The organism is Vannielia litorea (genome assembly GCF_018424695.1).
In the GTDB taxonomy this organism is placed as follows: Bacteria; Pseudomonadota; Alphaproteobacteria; order Rhodobacterales; family Rhodobacteraceae; genus Vannielia; species Vannielia litorea_A.
Genome location: NZ_QTNQ01000010.1, coordinates 81,690 through 96,757, shown reverse-complemented (window position 1 = coordinate 96,757; position 15,068 = coordinate 81,690). Strand labels below are relative to the sequence as shown.

12 protein-coding genes, 1 tRNA gene and 1 pseudogene are annotated in these 15,068 nt (G+C 55.1%); 3 read left to right on the top strand and 11 right to left on the bottom strand.

Going from position 1 to position 15,068, the window contains the following annotated elements:
- Window positions 1-378, bottom strand: a 378-nt coding sequence (lipB, locus tag DYI42_RS05920) for a lipoyl(octanoyl) transferase LipB (RefSeq protein WP_213545003.1), incomplete at its 3' end; no start/stop codon positions are given.
- A gap of 123 nt (window positions 379-501) precedes the next feature.
- Between lipB and DYI42_RS05915 the strand changes: the two genes are divergently transcribed.
- Window positions 502-588, top strand: a tRNA-Leu gene (locus DYI42_RS05915).
- 196 nt (window positions 589-784) lie between these two features.
- Here DYI42_RS05915 and DYI42_RS05910 read toward each other — a convergent pair.
- The 10 genes and pseudogenes from DYI42_RS05910 to DYI42_RS05865 all read right to left on the bottom strand — a co-directional run.
- Window positions 785-1,337, bottom strand: a pseudogene (locus DYI42_RS05910) (integrase core domain-containing protein); the annotation flags it as partial.
- A gap of 60 nt (window positions 1,338-1,397) precedes the next feature.
- Entirely contained in the window at window positions 1,398-1,598 is a 201-nt protein-coding gene (locus DYI42_RS24650; protein WP_213545002.1) for an integrase core domain-containing protein, read from the bottom strand.
- Window positions 1,567-3,066: a DNA phosphorothioation-associated putative methyltransferase gene (locus tag DYI42_RS05900; RefSeq protein ID WP_213545001.1), complete on the bottom strand. Its 1,500-nt coding sequence runs from the start codon at window positions 3,064-3,066 to the stop codon at window positions 1,567-1,569. The genes DYI42_RS24650 and DYI42_RS05900 overlap by 32 nt, the downstream gene beginning before the upstream one ends.
- 75 nt (window positions 3,067-3,141) lie before the next feature.
- On the bottom strand, window positions 3,142-3,645 hold the full coding sequence (locus DYI42_RS05895; RefSeq protein WP_213545000.1) for a hypothetical protein: 504 nt from the start codon (window positions 3,643-3,645) through the stop codon (window positions 3,142-3,144).
- A gap of 54 nt (window positions 3,646-3,699) precedes the next feature.
- Entirely contained in the window at window positions 3,700-4,563 is an 864-nt protein-coding gene (locus tag DYI42_RS05890; RefSeq protein ID WP_213544999.1) for a phosphoadenosine phosphosulfate reductase domain-containing protein, read from the bottom strand.
- Window positions 4,563-7,793, bottom strand: a complete 3,231-nt coding sequence (locus DYI42_RS05885) for a hypothetical protein (RefSeq protein WP_213544998.1) — start codon at window positions 7,791-7,793, stop codon at window positions 4,563-4,565. Before DYI42_RS05885 ends, DYI42_RS05890 begins: the two co-directional genes overlap by 1 nt.
- Complete coding sequence (locus tag DYI42_RS05880) at window positions 7,790-8,698, bottom strand: DUF4007 family protein (RefSeq protein ID WP_213544997.1); 909 nt, start codon at window positions 8,696-8,698, stop codon at window positions 7,790-7,792. The genes DYI42_RS05885 and DYI42_RS05880 overlap by 4 nt, the downstream gene beginning before the upstream one ends.
- The gene (locus tag DYI42_RS05875; RefSeq protein ID WP_213544996.1) at window positions 8,695-9,870 is read right to left on the bottom strand and encodes a cysteine desulfurase family protein; all 1,176 of its coding nucleotides are present in this window, start codon (window positions 9,868-9,870) and stop codon (window positions 8,695-8,697) included. Before DYI42_RS05875 ends, DYI42_RS05880 begins: the two co-directional genes overlap by 4 nt.
- A gap of 156 nt (window positions 9,871-10,026) precedes the next feature.
- Complete coding sequence (locus tag DYI42_RS05870) at window positions 10,027-10,878, bottom strand: phospholipase D family protein (RefSeq protein ID WP_213544995.1); 852 nt, start codon at window positions 10,876-10,878, stop codon at window positions 10,027-10,029.
- A gap of 78 nt (window positions 10,879-10,956) precedes the next feature.
- Window positions 10,957-11,361: a TerB family tellurite resistance protein gene (locus DYI42_RS05865; RefSeq protein WP_213544994.1), complete on the bottom strand. Its 405-nt coding sequence runs from the start codon at window positions 11,359-11,361 to the stop codon at window positions 10,957-10,959.
- A 43-nt stretch (window positions 11,362-11,404) separates the two neighbouring features.
- Here DYI42_RS05865 and DYI42_RS05860 point away from each other — a divergent pair, with 43 nt between their 5' ends.
- A complete protein-coding gene (locus DYI42_RS05860; protein ID WP_213544993.1) occupies window positions 11,405-13,033 on the top strand; it encodes a DEAD/DEAH box helicase in 1,629 nt (542 codons plus the stop codon).
- Window positions 13,034-13,036: 3 nt separating this feature from the next.
- Complete coding sequence (locus DYI42_RS05855) at window positions 13,037-14,872, top strand: ATP-binding protein (RefSeq protein ID WP_213544992.1); 1,836 nt, start codon at window positions 13,037-13,039, stop codon at window positions 14,870-14,872.
- Window positions 14,873-15,068: the final 196 nt, after the last annotated feature.

The window sequence follows — 15,068 nt, the reverse complement described above, 5'->3', positions numbered from 1 at the left end:
GCCGACGCGCCCCTCGCGGCGCTCGCCGGTGAGGCCGAACTCGGCGAGCGTGGCGATGATCCACGCTTCAAGCTGGTGGACAAAGGCGCGCACATCGCGGCCACGCTCTGCCAGATTGAGCATGACATAGGCCACCCGCTGGCCCGGGCCATGATAGGTGTATTGCCCGCCGCGCCCTGTGGCGTGAACGGGAAAGCGGTTGGGGGTGAGAAGGTCTGCTTCCTGCGCAGAGGTGCCGGCGGTGTAGAGCGGCGGGTGTTCGACCAGCCAGATCGCCTCGGAGGCCGTGCCTGCGCGGATCGCCGCTGCGCGCGCTTCCATTGCAGCAACGGCGTCGTCGTAAGGGGTGAGCCCCTGGGATGTGATCCATTCGACCATGCTGCCAGATATGCCGCTTGCGCGCCCGGAATCCAGCCCTGAAAATGATTGGCACCGAAGCCGAAAAAACCACTTTCCAACGGCGCGGCGTTTCGCTAGAAGCCCCCCACCAAGCCAAGATGTGCGGTCGTGGCGGAATTGGTAGACGCGCAGCGTTGAGGTCGCTGTGGGGTAACACCCGTGGAAGTTCGAGTCTTCTCGACCGCACCATGATTTTGATTAATATTCAATTTCTTCCGTGGCTTAGGAGGTTTTTCGGGGGTCCTATCCCCCAATTCATCCCCCACGGTGGACGTGCAAGGCCTCTCTAGTGGCCAGGCATTCCTTTGATGCAAGATCTGTTTCGCCTAGTGTGGCGCAGTGGTCTTGTAAGGTGCGGTTGCTCGTGGGACATCCCGTTTGTTGATTATCGCTTCTCTCTGAGCGCTTCGTAAGACGTCTTTCCGTTGTGTGCGCCGTGCGGCCTGTGGAAGTTGTAGAAGCGCTCCCATTCGTCCAACTTTGCTTCAAAATCGACATCGCCTTTGTCGCTCAGCAGCTGGTAGAAATCCTGCCCATCGGACCTGTGTGACCTTTCCACCTTACCGTTCAGCTGCGGCGACCCGCGCTTGATGTAAGCATGGTGGATGCCAAGATCCTCGACATGCCAATGGAATTTGGCTTGGAAGTCATGGACATTATCCGTCCTGATTTCGCGGATGCGGAACGGGAACTTTTCAACGACGTGGTCAACAAAGTTGATTGCATTGGCTTGGGTTTGTTTTTCGTAAACCTTCTGCGCCCGAACCCGCGTTGCGTCATCGATGGCGGTGTATTGGAACTGGCGTACCTTCTCACCTTTTTTTGTCAATGAGGGTCAGGAACTTAACATACATCTGGATGTGATGTCCGGGTACCTGCTTCTGGTATCGATTGGTGTGAACCTTGCGCATGCGCGTGCCGCGAGGGAGGCGGTTCAGCTGACCTGAGACCCGACTTCCCTCCGGCCTTACGGAGAATCCGCCGGTTGATATTTGGCGCTACGCGGCACGTATTGCCAGGCCGTTCTTTGCCACAAACTCGGCTGGCGGGATGTTCCCGAGCCCCGAGTGCGGGCGGTGATGGTTGTAGTCCTCTTGCCAGGCCTGGATTTGCTGACGGGGGACACCCGATGATGGCCTGAAGAGCCGACGCAGGTGAAGCAGAAGTTTAGGACAGTCTTGGTAGAGATACAGCAGCATTGGTGATAGCTTTTGAAAAGGATTGGAGGTCAGGCCCCTCACCAGACAGATCTAGTGTCTCTATTTCCAAAATTCGGTCGTCAAACTTCTTTTGCTCGTCGAGATGAGGATGATCAGGAGTCAAGTACTTGGAGCGCAAAAAGAGAAGTTTGACCCGCCCGCCTTGGGTGTGATCAACGACCGTCACGTCGAATGTCTGAAACTCGACCTTCACCCGCTGTGTGATACGAGGGAGAGGTGACGTCTCGAAATCGGGGCAATAAAGGGTCGACAGCTTCTTGCTGTCGATGTGAATGCGCAAGAGTGTCGCCTCGGAAAGATCACCTACAAGCCTTTCGCCGATTGCAACGTAGCCGCGAAGTGCAGGAGATAGGCGAGGCAGGTCTCTGATGTGAAACTGGAACTTGGCGTCATCTAGCCGACCAATTCCTGCGTTGAGGGCCTCTTGAGCGTCCTTGAGCAGCCGTTCACTGTCCCCAATGGAAAACAGCAGAGCCTGGCCCTCAGCTATGGCTCGCTGGTGGGAGCCGAAGAAGGCGCGAACATCGCGCTGCATCTCCGGAGGTAGCTCACAATAGGGTGGACGCTGTCCGAATGCGTTGAGAGCGAAAAAGAGGCTCAAGTCCCCCATCCTACGCGCGGCGACCTGCTCAAGTTCTCCAGAATCCACCTCCTGAATGGAGAGATTTGAAAGATAGGACAGGCCATGCTTGGACTTCGCAATCCGCTTGCGCAGAGAAGTAGGTAACTCGCCTTCATCTGGGTATCGGCCGAGTTCACGAATAAGACCCGCTAGGTCTTTGACGATGCTCTTGACTGTGCCTGTAGGCGCCTTTGACGTGGGACTGTGCTCGGTGCGAACGATTGGCGACGTTCTGCTTGTACTGCTTCGGAAGCCTATCTGTCTGCGGAAGAGAAATCGCTGTTCCGCTAGCTCGTCCTTGAATACAAAGAAAATTCCAGGACCAGCGGCAATCGGTTCGACATCAAGCGTACTAGCAACGAACTCGCGTAGTTCGCCCTGTGAGTAGTATTTTTGAAAGGTTCTGCGGGAAGTTATAAAGCCATCCTTGTACGGGCGGGAGTTTCTCAGGTCTCCCTTCCCAATAAGCATGACCGAGACTGCTAAGCACTGTCGCGCGTACCCGAATGCCTTTCGAAGTGCTTCTTCCCGTTCACTGCGGTCTTCGATCACGTTTAGAACGAAGCCCAAGTTGACGACGTCAGACTCCACGAGCTTATCAGTGTTGGGCGCAAAATGGGGATCCCAACCGTACGCGTTGATGCCCGCTTGTTTTAGGGCTTCGAGATCGTTGCCCTTGCCGCACCCATAATCGAGGACGGTCGTCTTATCGGTTATGACGCCGCCTGATTGCAGAAGGAATATGGGGGCGGATACTGATGTCCGAGGTATCGCGGTCTTGTGGCGCTCTACCTCTGTTGCGGAGGCTCTTTGTGGGGTGCTCATGCCCCTCTCCTGAAAGCCCGCGGAGGGATACGACAAGCCTGAACGGTCATCCGGGTTAGGAGATCGGGAGAGGACTTAGTCAAGAGAACCCCCATTTACGTCCAGACCAGCTGACATAAGAGCATCTTCCCACGGTCGCCGCCGCCCCATTCTGCTCATGTTCTTGAAGAGACCCAGCCGTTCAAGGCGCTGCGTCAGATCGGAAAATTCCGTACGCCGTGGATCTGAATCCTGCAGCAACAGCTCCTTACGATGAAGAATTGGTGGGTTGTCAGGACAGTAGCGCCGCACGACGGCCTTGCCTGAGTTTACCTCAACCGTGCAGCTGCGCTTCAAGGCCGGAAAAGCCACGGCCTCGAAATCCTCGTAGTCTAGGAATGAAACCTGCGTCGAACTCCTACGGTCGAGCTTTAGAACTGACCAAACAAATCCCTCGGGAATAGAGGCTTCCGCTCTGTGCATGTGCTGTCTGTCTTCTTCGGAGAGCGCATCAAGCGCACTGCGATGAAGGTACAGCGCACCTCCAACTCGCTTCCCAAATGTCCGCCTTTTCCCATTATCCGATTTCAGGTCCATCATGCGTTTCTCTAACCGCTGCTCCCCTACGACCGCGAGGATCAAGTAAGCTCTTTGTCAGAGGTGACAGATGGCACAGCCATCGTCTGGTTCACCCACCGGGATCTCGTATTCCTTCTTGAGGCGCTCCAGCTCCTCCAAAGACCGGCGTTGGATCCAAGTAAAACGACGACCGTCGCCATCTTCGGCCTCATACTCCTTCGCACGTTCGAAGAGTTCTGGATGACGCTTGCGAAGTGCCTGCCATTCTCCAACCTGTTGGTAAAAGCAGAAGTAACAGCCCGAGCGCGACCGCCATTCGTAGTACTTGGGCAGCCCCAATCCACTGCCCTCAAGGAGGTCTCGAACATCATCGATCCCAAAGCCGATATCCTTGAAAGGATAGACTGGTTGAATGTTCTCTTTGGCACTTAGGGCCACAGGTTTGCTGGCTCGCTTCGCCTCGTACGCGCCTTCGTGGTTGCGGGCTGCCCCACCGAAACCATCTCGCGTTTCATCTGCGCGAATACCGATGTAAGAATAACATTCACTATCCCCGACAAACATCTCAAATGGTTTGATTTTTAGCATCCGCGTACACCAACGGGCCTGAGGGTTGGGCAGAAAGCCGCTGTACACTTCGTCTAAGAGCACATCGAAGGGGGAGCGCCGTCCATCCTTATCCCGCACCTTGAGTTCAGGAAGATCCAACGCGGTTAACTTCTGGACCTCTACGCCGAAGATTGTCTCAAAGCGCTTAATGTACTGATAGGTCTCTGGGAGTTCCGCTCCGGTGTCCGTGAAGATGAACTCAAGCGGAAGGTCCCCATGGTTCTCGAGCATGTAGACCGCCAACGCGGTGCTGTCTTTCCCTCCGCTGAGCGGAACGATATGACGGCGTTCAGAATCGGAAATTGCGGTATCCAGGCTCGCAGGTTGCATTAGACCTCTTTCAAAACATCGGTGATGAATTTCTTTGTTGCAGCATCGCCAGCCACACGCCGGTGCTTCTCGATGAGTGCTCGGACCTTCTTTTCCAGGAAGGGTGGTAGGCCATCCGCGCCGTCTTCAAGCGAAAGGGCAACATCTTCAATCTTACGAAGATTGGCGCGAAGGGACTGCTCGAACTCTCGGGCTGTCACGTCGTCCCACTCCTCGAAGTCTTTACCAGACAACATCCCAGAGAGCGCACGAACGAAACTTGCCTCGGTGTAGCGACCGTTCAAGGCGTGGCGCGCGCGTGAGATGATACCTTTGCTAAGCCTGTCGAGGCCGGTGTGCTTGTCCAAAGTCGAAGGCAACGCAGAGCCCCAATTGTCGGCTGCTTGCAGGAGTGAACCTTCAGCATTCGAAGCATCCCCAGCGAACGCTTGCTTGGCTGTGATGATCGCGCGCTCCGTATATACTGCTGTAAGCTGCTCGATTTGCTTCCGAGCTATGGAGATATACTCAACGCACTTGTCATCGAGCGTTTTCCGAGAGGCAATGTCTGGGAACGCTCGGAACAGAAGATGGACCGGATCCCCGGCAGTTTGTCGTAAAACCCTTTGGAGGCGGGTCGCATGATCGCCCAGCCCGCGCGACTTCAGGGCGGATGGTGGTAGGTTTCGCCTCCAAGAGTACAGAGCGTCATAGAAGGCCCGGACTTGGTCCGCTTCCTTTCCATCGACAATAGGGCTGAACTCCTCAATCAATCGTCCGATGCGCTGAGCCTGAGTCTCTGATCTGGCGATCACCTCAAGTTCATAGTCTTGGGGCGTCTCTGCAATCGCTTCAACTACCGAAGGCTGGATATCTTCGACATAGACCCACCGCCCGCCTACGTTTTGGCGGAGAGCAAGACATGAACCAAACGCCTTAAGTCCTGCGGCCAACAGCAGTGGGACAAGGCCGTTGCGAAGACCGATTGGGCTGCTTGTCAGTTCTTCAATGAGCACTGTGAAGCTCTTCGCTTCATCTTCCGGATTCTCAAAAAACTCCTTGAGCTTGCTCCACACAGTTCGCATGCCGGGATCTTTGAGGTGTTCAGGGTCACACCATGCGCCAGCACTATCTTCGGTATTGTAAAGACCGGTGGCACCGAAGACAGTTCTGAAGATGGACGCGTCAGCAGAAGTCGCGCCGGCATATCCGAGCTCTGGGTCGCCAGTCCTTTCAAGGACACCCAGAATGCAGCGCTTTCGAGCACTCTTGGTCTGCGCGGTTACTTTCCGCCTGACGATTTGTTCGTTGCGGACGCGTGGGGTCTGGGGGAAGCGGGCGTCAAAAATCTTGGATAACGCCTCATAGACCGACCCGGGGCCGTCCATCGGGATTGCTTCTCCTGCCGAATGCCAAACGACGCCGCCGCTGTCGGGCTCGGTAAGGAGATCCAAGCGAGAGGTTAGGTACTCAAAGGCATTAGATCTCAGCTCTGCCAGCTCCCGCTCAATGAGGGGGTCTAGGGCCAAGAGCTCCTTGTCTTTGGAGAGCCGCCTCAACGCCTCGAGTTCGAGCGTGGCTGCCTCAAGATCTAAGCCTTGGCGCGGAAGAGCAACGATCAGGTGCGGATGCTTCTTGAGCCAGGATCTATCTATCGATCGAATGTCCTTCGAGCTGCCATCCACGACCAGCGCAACCAAGCCGTCTAGGTGGTCGGCGAGCTGCGCGTACCCCTCGCGGCTCTCAGGTTTCACGAGACACTCAAGACGGACATAGGTGCCTGCAGCGTAACGAGTGAGGTTCTTCTCAAAGTTATAGCGAAGTGCGGTATAGGACATCGCTGGTGCGAGATCCTCGATGCACCCCAAGATATCCTTCTCAGAAGCGAGTTCTGCGATGGTTTCTGTCACCTTGGCCCGCAGGTCGATGTCAGCCCCGTGCCAGACAGATACGTCATCTGTGCGTGTACGGTAGAGAAGCAGCTTTCTTGCAATGAGTGCATCGGTCGCCGCTTTTATTTCGCTTTCGCGATGAGTGGTTCCCGCGATTAAGGCTGCCTGTAAGCGAGACATTGAGAGATGATCTCGCTCGCCTCCACCCCCCAGTTGCAGGAGGCAGACTGCAGCGAGTGCTTCTCTCTCGAGCTCTGTCTCTGCCCGAGCGCGGGCACTTTCCGTCTCTACAAGCCGTCGATGAACGCCGCCGGGGCCGGTGTCTTGCCGCATGGCCTCGGCAAAGTGATTAAAGAGGTGCTCCACCGTAACCCGAGTTCCCAGGTCTTCCGACGCGAGAGTAGCAAGGAAGGAAAAGACGGTTCTTTCATTCTGACCAACGCGTGCAGAGACCCTCGGCAGAAGGTAGAACGCCGTTGGCGTTAAAGGCCACGCTTTCTCAAGCAATGACTCTAAGGCTTCTTGATCTTCGAAGGTTGAGAAGAAACCAGCCTTGGAGGCTTTTTCAGCAAGGGCCGTGAAGTTCGTGTTTGCGGTCAGCGCGACAGCCTCTTTCCCAAGCGTCTCTGAGGCTAGCTCTGCGATGAACTCATACATCTCGTCGCTGTCTTCGACGATCGTAAGTGTGTCAAAACGGCCTTCAATCTTCCGCCAAGCGAGTTGACCAGACTGGCTCAGCCGGCCGGAGTAGCGCTGAAAATTCTGATGAAGGAGAACAGTCAGCGTAGCGCTGGGCGTTTTCCTGCGAGCAACCCACTCGGCAAGCTCCTGTACTTCCAGGAGCTCCTCAGAACGCCCCGTGGAAACCAAGCGCTCCAGGTGCCGACCGAACTCGTCCCAGACGATAGCCAAGCGATCGCAATCATTTCGCTTCAGGTATCTCGCAATTGCTGAAAGTGCCGCCTCCATGGACTTAGGCTTGTTGAGGCCAAGGCTCTTAGCCAATGCCAGAGGAAGGTCCGGCACATATCCAGACAGCGAGATTACAGCTCCACTAGCCGTTGATTTCATACGATCAGCAAGGGCGTCCGCAAGTTCGGGGTCGACGCCCTCCAACCTCTTGAGAACGGGTTCAAGATCGGGCGCCTTGGATTTCGCGGCCTCGACAAAGAGGCCACCCACCAAAGCCGCAAGAGATTTTCCGCTCCCATAGGAGGCGATCACACTGGTTGCTTGGCTGCCGCTTTCACCAAGAACCGATCTCACGATTTCGAGAGACTTCTTTGTTGGCCGATAGTGCGTAGCCCGAGATGGAACTAGAAAATCTTCGGTAATGCTAATGGATTTCAGGAAACTCACAGCACTGCCTCCAACGTACGGTCTTTCTTCTTGGCGGCCTCGTCGCTGAAGTAGAGATTGGCCCAATCCGCGATTGACCGGCTTCTGACGCTGACCACGCGGCTCCCTGCAAGAAATCGAGTTGCCAGCCGTTTCGAACCAAGAACCTGCTCTGATCGCGCAACTAGCTTCGCAAAGGAATCTGAGTCGAGATTGAAGCAGCGGGCCAGTCGGCGTCCGTCACCTTCGCCGTCAAGATCAACGTCAAAGCGCGCCTCGGAGGGCGTTTGTGCCAAGAGGCTGAGGCCTGCGGCCAAGACATGCGCCGGAATGCTCGCCTTTGGCGCGCGGCGGTCGTACTGATCGAGCTCCGTTTGAAGGATCAGCAGACCCAAACGACGGAAGGGGCAATCCGCATTGTCCTCCGGGTCTTGGTATGGCGCGGGTATCGGCCTCGCGTAGCTTTGAAGCAGGACAGCCACATCTCGCTGCAGCGTCTTTTGGACCGGGATCTTCTCGGAGCTCGCGTCCAAATGAGCCTTGAGCGCATCGATCAGCTCGGCTCGCTTGAAGCGACTGGTCCGATAACTCTGGAAGAACCAACTGAACACACGGTCGTCGTTGGCCAAAGCAAGAGAGAGGTGGAGAAACCACCAGGTCCCGAGATCGCTGAAATATGGGTCATGCTCGAAGATGACATTGCCAAGCGGTGAAAGGCGCAGCCCCCCATTTGCCGCCGGCCGTTCAGAAAGGCCTGTCGCGTTCAACCACCATCCAATGGATTTGGACATGTTGCGCCCGACACCCATGGAGTCAGAGGCCTCATTCGATGCCCAGGTAACATCGTCCACTTCCCCCAGGAGGAGAAGGCCTTTCGCGAGCCAGTTTGGACGGATGCAGAAGGTTTCGTGCCCGCCAAACTTCATTGCACACATCCGAAGACCTCCCTAAGAAACCGCACTTCGGAAGCCACGATCTCCGCAGCTTCGAGAGCATCTTTCATGGTGTTTAAAATTGAGAATGAGAACCGAAGAGATGAAAACGCGTCCTCTTCAGAGACGCCCATCGCGAGCAGTGTACTCGACGGCGATGGACGCGCGGAGGAGCAAGCAGATACTTGGGAGCAGAAAACGTTCGCGGCATCCAGACGTGCAGCAAGAGCCTGTCCGTCCACGCCAAGAAAACTGATGTTTGACGTGTTGGGAACGCGTCGCGCGCCTTTCCCATTGATGCGGATGCCTTCAACGTCTTCTGCAAGCTTGGCTTCGAAGGAATCTCTCAATTGACGCAACTTTTCTAGATCCGAGTCTAGCGACTGATGTCGAGCGCGACATGCGACGCCGAATCCCACGATCCCGGGTAGATTCTCCGTGCCTGACCTCATTCCGGCTTCTTGTCCTCCACCGAACAGGAGCGGTTCTACTTCAGCTTTGTCGCCAAAACACAAGGCGCCGACACCTTGAGGCCCGTGAAGCTTGTGACACGAAAAGGTTAAGAAGTCGTAATTGGGGTGACATTCCTCACGCGGCACGCGCCCGACGGCTTGAGCGCCGTCGAAGAGAGTTTGTGCCCCGAAGTAAGACGCTAGTTCGCAGACCTCCTCCACGGGCTGAAGAACACCGGTTTCGCCGCTGGCCCAATGCATAGCAACCAACGATTTGGGATGAGCAAGAAGTACATCACGGAGCCTAGCGAGATCCACGATGCCATCTTGGTCCAACCCGACTTCTACACGGCTGCCGATCAATCTACCTGCGGCAGCTCCCACCGACGGGTGCTCGCCACCTGTGCAAATGACCTTTTGCTCATGTCTCAGAGCCGCTGCGATGACTGTGTTGTTTGCCTCTGTAGCGCCGGCTGTGAAGATCACGTTCTCAGGCTCAATCGCGACCAGTTCTGCAACCGACTGACGCGCGGGCTCTAGCGCTTGTCTCGCACGACGGCCCCTGGCGTGCGGGCTTGACGGGTTGCCGAACCCGTCTCCCAGGCACTCGGCCATAGCATCAACTACCGACCCCAATGGCCGTGTCGTTGCGTTGTTATCGAGGTAGATCTCACGACGCATGCTAGTGCGCTTTTCCGCTGCTCGTTTGGACATGGCTGTTCTGCTCGTCTCCACACTATATGGATGCAACCGGCTAGTCGACACACAAGATCTACCTGAGGGTGGATTTCCTGTGGATATCTAGGAAGCCCTACCTGAATACGCAGTGCCTACGCATGCCCGACCACAAAGCGCCAAATTCGATGTATCCTAACGCACAGATCGATAGCTCCGTGTGTAGCTATGGGATATTTGGAGGAATCGATCAGGGTCGCACTCGACAGCCCAAGCCAAAAGGTTACTCAGCAACCGTTTGACCTCCCGGCGGTACGGCCTGGGGTCGCCATCGAGTGCATCGTGCAAGCGAGCTGTCAGATCGCCGTAGCGGACTTCATCTTCGGTTTGAGACGAAAGCCACGCGTAACATCGACTCTGGAGGAAAGAAGTCTTGAGAGCGGCAAGACTCGGATTTGGTGCCAATGAAAAGAGTTCAAGATCATGTTCCACTGATGGTTCCGAAACCTCGCCGATCATCACCTCCGCGGGCCCATCGCACCACGGAAAGTCAGCACCCGTGAAAGGTCTTTGTTGTGTCTCACGTGCGACACGCTCGAAAGCTGCGGGCATTCTAGTGGAGGCTTCGGTTAGCGCGACCGCTTCAGGCTGTGTCAGCCGCTCAACCTCTCTTGAGATCTCCTCGACGAGCTCATCACTCAGAAGCATTGAGTGATTGCAAAGGTCAGTCACAAAATCGACGACCTCAGAGATCTGTGGAGTGGCGAGTGCAGCTTCGAGGTTTCCTGTACCTTCAACGGTTGGAAGTCCTGAGCCTGTAAGGTTAGCACTTCCAACGAATGCGATGTCGTCGAAAACGAAGACCTTTGCATGAAGCCTCGGATGGATTGAGAAGTTTCCCCCAACGGCAAGGACCTCTCGGGCGGCGTCTAGGTCGCTCCCTCCGCCGACAAGGTCTGAGAGACGCCATCGGGAGAAGACTCTCAGATCTGATTTCTTGTTGATTCCGGCTCTCGGCAAAAGGCCTGACTTGATGAAACCACTCACAAGCCATGCTCGTTCAGATGCATACGCCGCTTCCTGAATGGCTTGTTGGAGTGAGGTTCCATGTAATAGGCGCATAGACTAGACGCCCCAGCACTCTCGAAGAATGGTTACGATCTCTCTCTCTGTGTCATGATAATCGTCATCAGCATATGCAATTTCGAAGATCGCATTCATGACCTGGATCTTGAGGTCATCACTTTCGATAAGGCCAGCAAGGAGCATGACCTGCTGTCTGTTGAGCTCAAGGGGGGACGTCCCTTCTTCGGTGTTAAGATGCTGAAGGAACTCTGAGAGGTTTGCCTCAAACTCTGTCGCACTTTTGCCCAAGTCGCCAACGATAAGCTTGATTTGTTGTACAAGTTCTTCTGTTTCCTTCGCGTGCACTTCCCCATCTGCGACTACTGTGGCAGCATAGAGAATGATTGCCGCTTCAAGTTCAGAGAGGTCCTCAAATTCACTGCCGCCAGTCATGGATCCCCGCATCGCCTTGATATTAATACGTTAAGCGAACTCTAGCATTTACAACATGGACAAACAACGATCGATCCTGGCGCGGCTGGGTGAGGAGAAACTAACTAGTCTGCTCGGCCAAGAGGCGGTCGATATCTTGGCGTGCCTAGATGATCGTCGCGTAGGTCCGAAGGCGCTTGCAGAACTCTTGGTCGACATGGAGGGCCAAGGCATCCTTTTGACACGAAAGGATGTCCGAGCAGCTGTATTCGACAGTCTTCCCAAAGATGAGGCGACGGATCTCGCCCAACTTCTTGGGCTGCCGGGACTGGCGCCTTGGTCTGAGTTAGCCGAAGTCACGTTCCGTAAAGGTAGCAACGCCTACAGTTTGTTCCTCACATGGTTAGGCCTTGATCCCTGGGAGGTTGAGGCGGGGGACGAGGAGATCGTTTCAAAACCCAAGCAATCCGAGCTTGTTCCTGACTATCCGCTTTTCGCGCACCAAATCCGTGCAGTGAGCCGGGTCCACCAATCCCTATCCGGGGACGGAAATAGAGTGATCCTTCACATGCCTACCGGCGCGGGAAAGACACGGTCTGCGATGAACGTTATTGTAGACCTTCTCCGCGGTGAGCTCGCCGATGGACGCTCTGCAATATGGTTGGCCCACTCTGAGGAGCTCTGTGAGCAGGCGGCTTCCGAATTTGAGAAAGCCTGGAAGTCTTTGGGCAATAGAAGCGTGCGAGTGACCCGCCACTTCGGCGCTCTGGCAAAGGAAGATATCGGCGCACCTGAAAATGCATTTGTTGTCGTTAGTCTTCAGTCAGCTCACGCCTTGGCGTTTAGCCGCCAGAGGGACGGAGCGCTCTTCGCCCTGGGACGATCTGCGGGTTTGGTTGTGATCGACGAAGCGCATAAAGCAACCGCTGACACTTATCGCCACGTTCTCGAGCTCCTCGCACCTAGGGGTACGTGCAAACTCCTGGGGCTCACGGCAACGCCTGGGCGCAGTTGGCTTGACGTCGATGCAGATGAAGAGCTCGCTGATTTCTTTGATCGAAAGAAAGTTACGCTCGACGTCGTGGGCTATGACAGCCCCGTGGATTACCTCGTTGCAGAAGGATATTTGGCGAAGGTCACAACCGAAGAGATCAAGTACGACGGTGGCGCGGATCTCACAGATGCTGAAATCGAACAGCTTGCGTCGACAGGTGAGGTGCCCCGCGCTGCCCTAAAGAGGATCGGAGAAGATACGGCACGAAACCTCCGCATTCTCCTAAGGACTGAGAAAGAGGCAAAAGATGGCAATCGCGTGATTTTGTTTGCTTGCTCAGTTGAGCACGCAAACACTCTTACGGCTCTTCTGAAGATGCGAGGGACGAGCGCCGCTTGCGTTACTGGAGCAACAACACGGCAGTCACGACAGAGGTCGATCGAGAGGTTTAAGTCGGGAGAGATCTCTGTACTTTGCAACTATGGAGTTCTGAGCACGGGTTTTGATGCACCAAAGGCCAATGTAGCAATCATTGCGCGACCGACAGAGTCATTGGTCTTGTACAGCCAAATGGTTGGTCGTGTGATCAGAGGTATAAGAGCGGGTGGTACCGACACTTGTAAAGTGATCACGGTCGTGGATCAAAAGTACGGATTCAGGAACCTCGGTGAAGCATTCACCTTTTGGGATGATCTTTGGACGGAGCAGTAAGACATGGAAGATATGCAATCATCGGAGCAGCGGTCGTCACAGGATGTCTACGATATTGTCCCGCCGCATCTGGCCATCAGAGCAATGCGTTCAAGCGGCTTCAAGAGCACTGACCACGCCGTTGCAGAACTCATCGACAACAGCATCCAAGCGGGTCTCGCCTGCGGGAACGACGTAACCAACGTCGAAGTCGTCTGTTTGGAGCGTCCTGTCCAAATTGGATCGAGGCAAGCAAAGCGGATTGACGAGATTATCGTCTATGACAATGCATCCGGAATGAATCCCAGCCTTCTTCGAAAGGCACTTATGTTCGGACATGGGACCAACCTAGATCCGGAAAACCAAAAGGGTATCGGGAAATTTGGTATGGGGCTTCCGAACGCCTCTATATCCCAGTGCCGTTTTGTGGAAGTGTACTCCTGGCAAAACGGAGAGTGCCGCCACACTTTCCTGAGCGTCGATCAAATTCTTGACGGAAAAATGCGTGAGGTCCCGGAGCCTCAGGTAAAAGCGTTTCCCGAGCACTATAAGCGGCTGGTTAAATCCAACATTGGGGACAGTGGCACTCTCGTGATTTGGCGCAATCTTGACAAGACTACTTGGGTTCGGCATCGCGCATTCTTCCGGAACTCTGAGTTCTTGATTGGCCGCCTATACCGGCGCTTCATCGCCGATGGCTCGGTTAAGATACGGTTTGGAGCCTACGATGCGGTTGATCATTCGAACTACGAGTTTCTCGACGAGCTCTATGTTCGCCCAAATGATCCTCTGATGCTAACCTTCGGGACTTCCGCGCCCGATGAGTTTGCAGAGACGGCGGCATTCGAGGAATTCGGTAACCCTGATGTTCTGAAAGTGACATTACCTGATGGTCGGGAAAGCGAGATTATCATTCGCTATTCAGTTGCAAAGCAGGACACCAGGTTAGCTGGAGAGGGAGGGGGGGCTGGCGGGGCCACGCCTATCGGTAAATTTCTTAAGAGGAATGTGGGAGTAAGCATTGTACGTGCTGGGCGTGAGCTCGAGATGAATCAATCTTGGGTAAACCCAAGTGAGCCACGTGAGCGCTGGTGGGGCATCGAGATCGAGTTCCAACCTGAGCTCGATGATATTTTCGGCGTCACCAACGACAAGCAAGCAGCTACTAACCTCTATGCTGCTGACTACAAAGAAGATGCGGACACCCTTGGAATGTCAGCAAGCGAGCTTATGGAGCAGCTGCAAGAGACAAAAGACCCGAAGCTCGCAAACTATAGGGTTTCCATGGCAATGGCATCACGCCTGAAGACATTGCGTGAGCATATTCGTAAGCAGAATGCCGGAAGCCGCCAAGCGAAAGAGAAGTCGCGCAGGGCAGAAACAACGGCCACCAAGGTTACCGAGATCAGAGCAGCTCAGAAGGCTACTGCTTCGGATACGGCCTTTGCAAACGCGACCGAAGATGAACGCCGCCAAGCCGTTAAAAAGGCATACCTGGACTCCGGTTACGACGAAGCACACGCCGAGACGCTTTCAATTGAAGCGGTCAGCTCAGGCATTCGTTACATGTTCAGCGAAGCTGCACTTTCGTCTCCAGCGATCTTTGATCTTGCCCAAGAGCGTGGCGAATACTTCATCAAGCTGAACACGCGGCACCCTGCCTATAAGAACTTCATCGAACTTCTCCGGGAGGACGAAGCGAGCGAAGATAGCCCGGCTCTTGTTGCATTGAAATTGCTGCTAACAGCTTGGGCGCGCATGGAGGACGAAGCTACCGATCGAGAGCTAGATATGCTTCAAGACGTCCGGCTCTCGTGGGGGCAGATTGCAAGAGATTTCATGCGCGAAATCGACAGTTAGGCGCGAATAGCTTCGCGTGGCCTTGTTGCACAAATCGGATGGGGGATTCACTGCGTGAATCCAGCATTGTCTAGCCCCCTATCTCACTGAGCTGACCCCAGCGAGTGGTCCGGTTTAAATGCTAATGCATGGTCGGCCGTCGATCCACGAGGATGATGACCTCTGGTGCCGGCGCCCGATTGAGCTACTCCCCGTC

Coding starts and splice junctions, on each gene's coding strand:
- DYI42_RS05855 (WP_213544992.1), top strand. CDS start 13,037: ATGGAAGATATGCAATCATCGGAGCAGCGGTCGTCACAGGATGTCTAC.
- DYI42_RS05865 (WP_213544994.1), bottom strand. CDS start 11,361: ATGCGGGGATCCATGACTGGCGGCAGTGAATTTGAGGACCTCTCTGAA.
- DYI42_RS05895 (WP_213545000.1), bottom strand. CDS start 3,645: ATGATGGACCTGAAATCGGATAATGGGAAAAGGCGGACATTTGGGAAG.
- DYI42_RS05880 (WP_213544997.1), bottom strand. CDS start 8,698: ATGAAGTTTGGCGGGCACGAAACCTTCTGCATCCGTCCAAACTGGCTC.
- DYI42_RS05890 (WP_213544999.1), bottom strand. CDS start 4,563: ATGCAACCTGCGAGCCTGGATACCGCAATTTCCGATTCTGAACGCCGT.
- DYI42_RS05875 (WP_213544996.1), bottom strand. CDS start 9,870: ATGTCCAAACGAGCAGCGGAAAAGCGCACTAGCATGCGTCGTGAGATC.
- DYI42_RS05860 (WP_213544993.1), top strand. CDS start 11,405: ATGGACAAACAACGATCGATCCTGGCGCGGCTGGGTGAGGAGAAACTA.
- DYI42_RS05900 (WP_213545001.1), bottom strand. CDS start 3,066: ATGAGCACCCCACAAAGAGCCTCCGCAACAGAGGTAGAGCGCCACAAG.
- DYI42_RS24650 (WP_213545002.1), bottom strand. CDS start 1,598: ATGCTGCTGTATCTCTACCAAGACTGTCCTAAACTTCTGCTTCACCTG.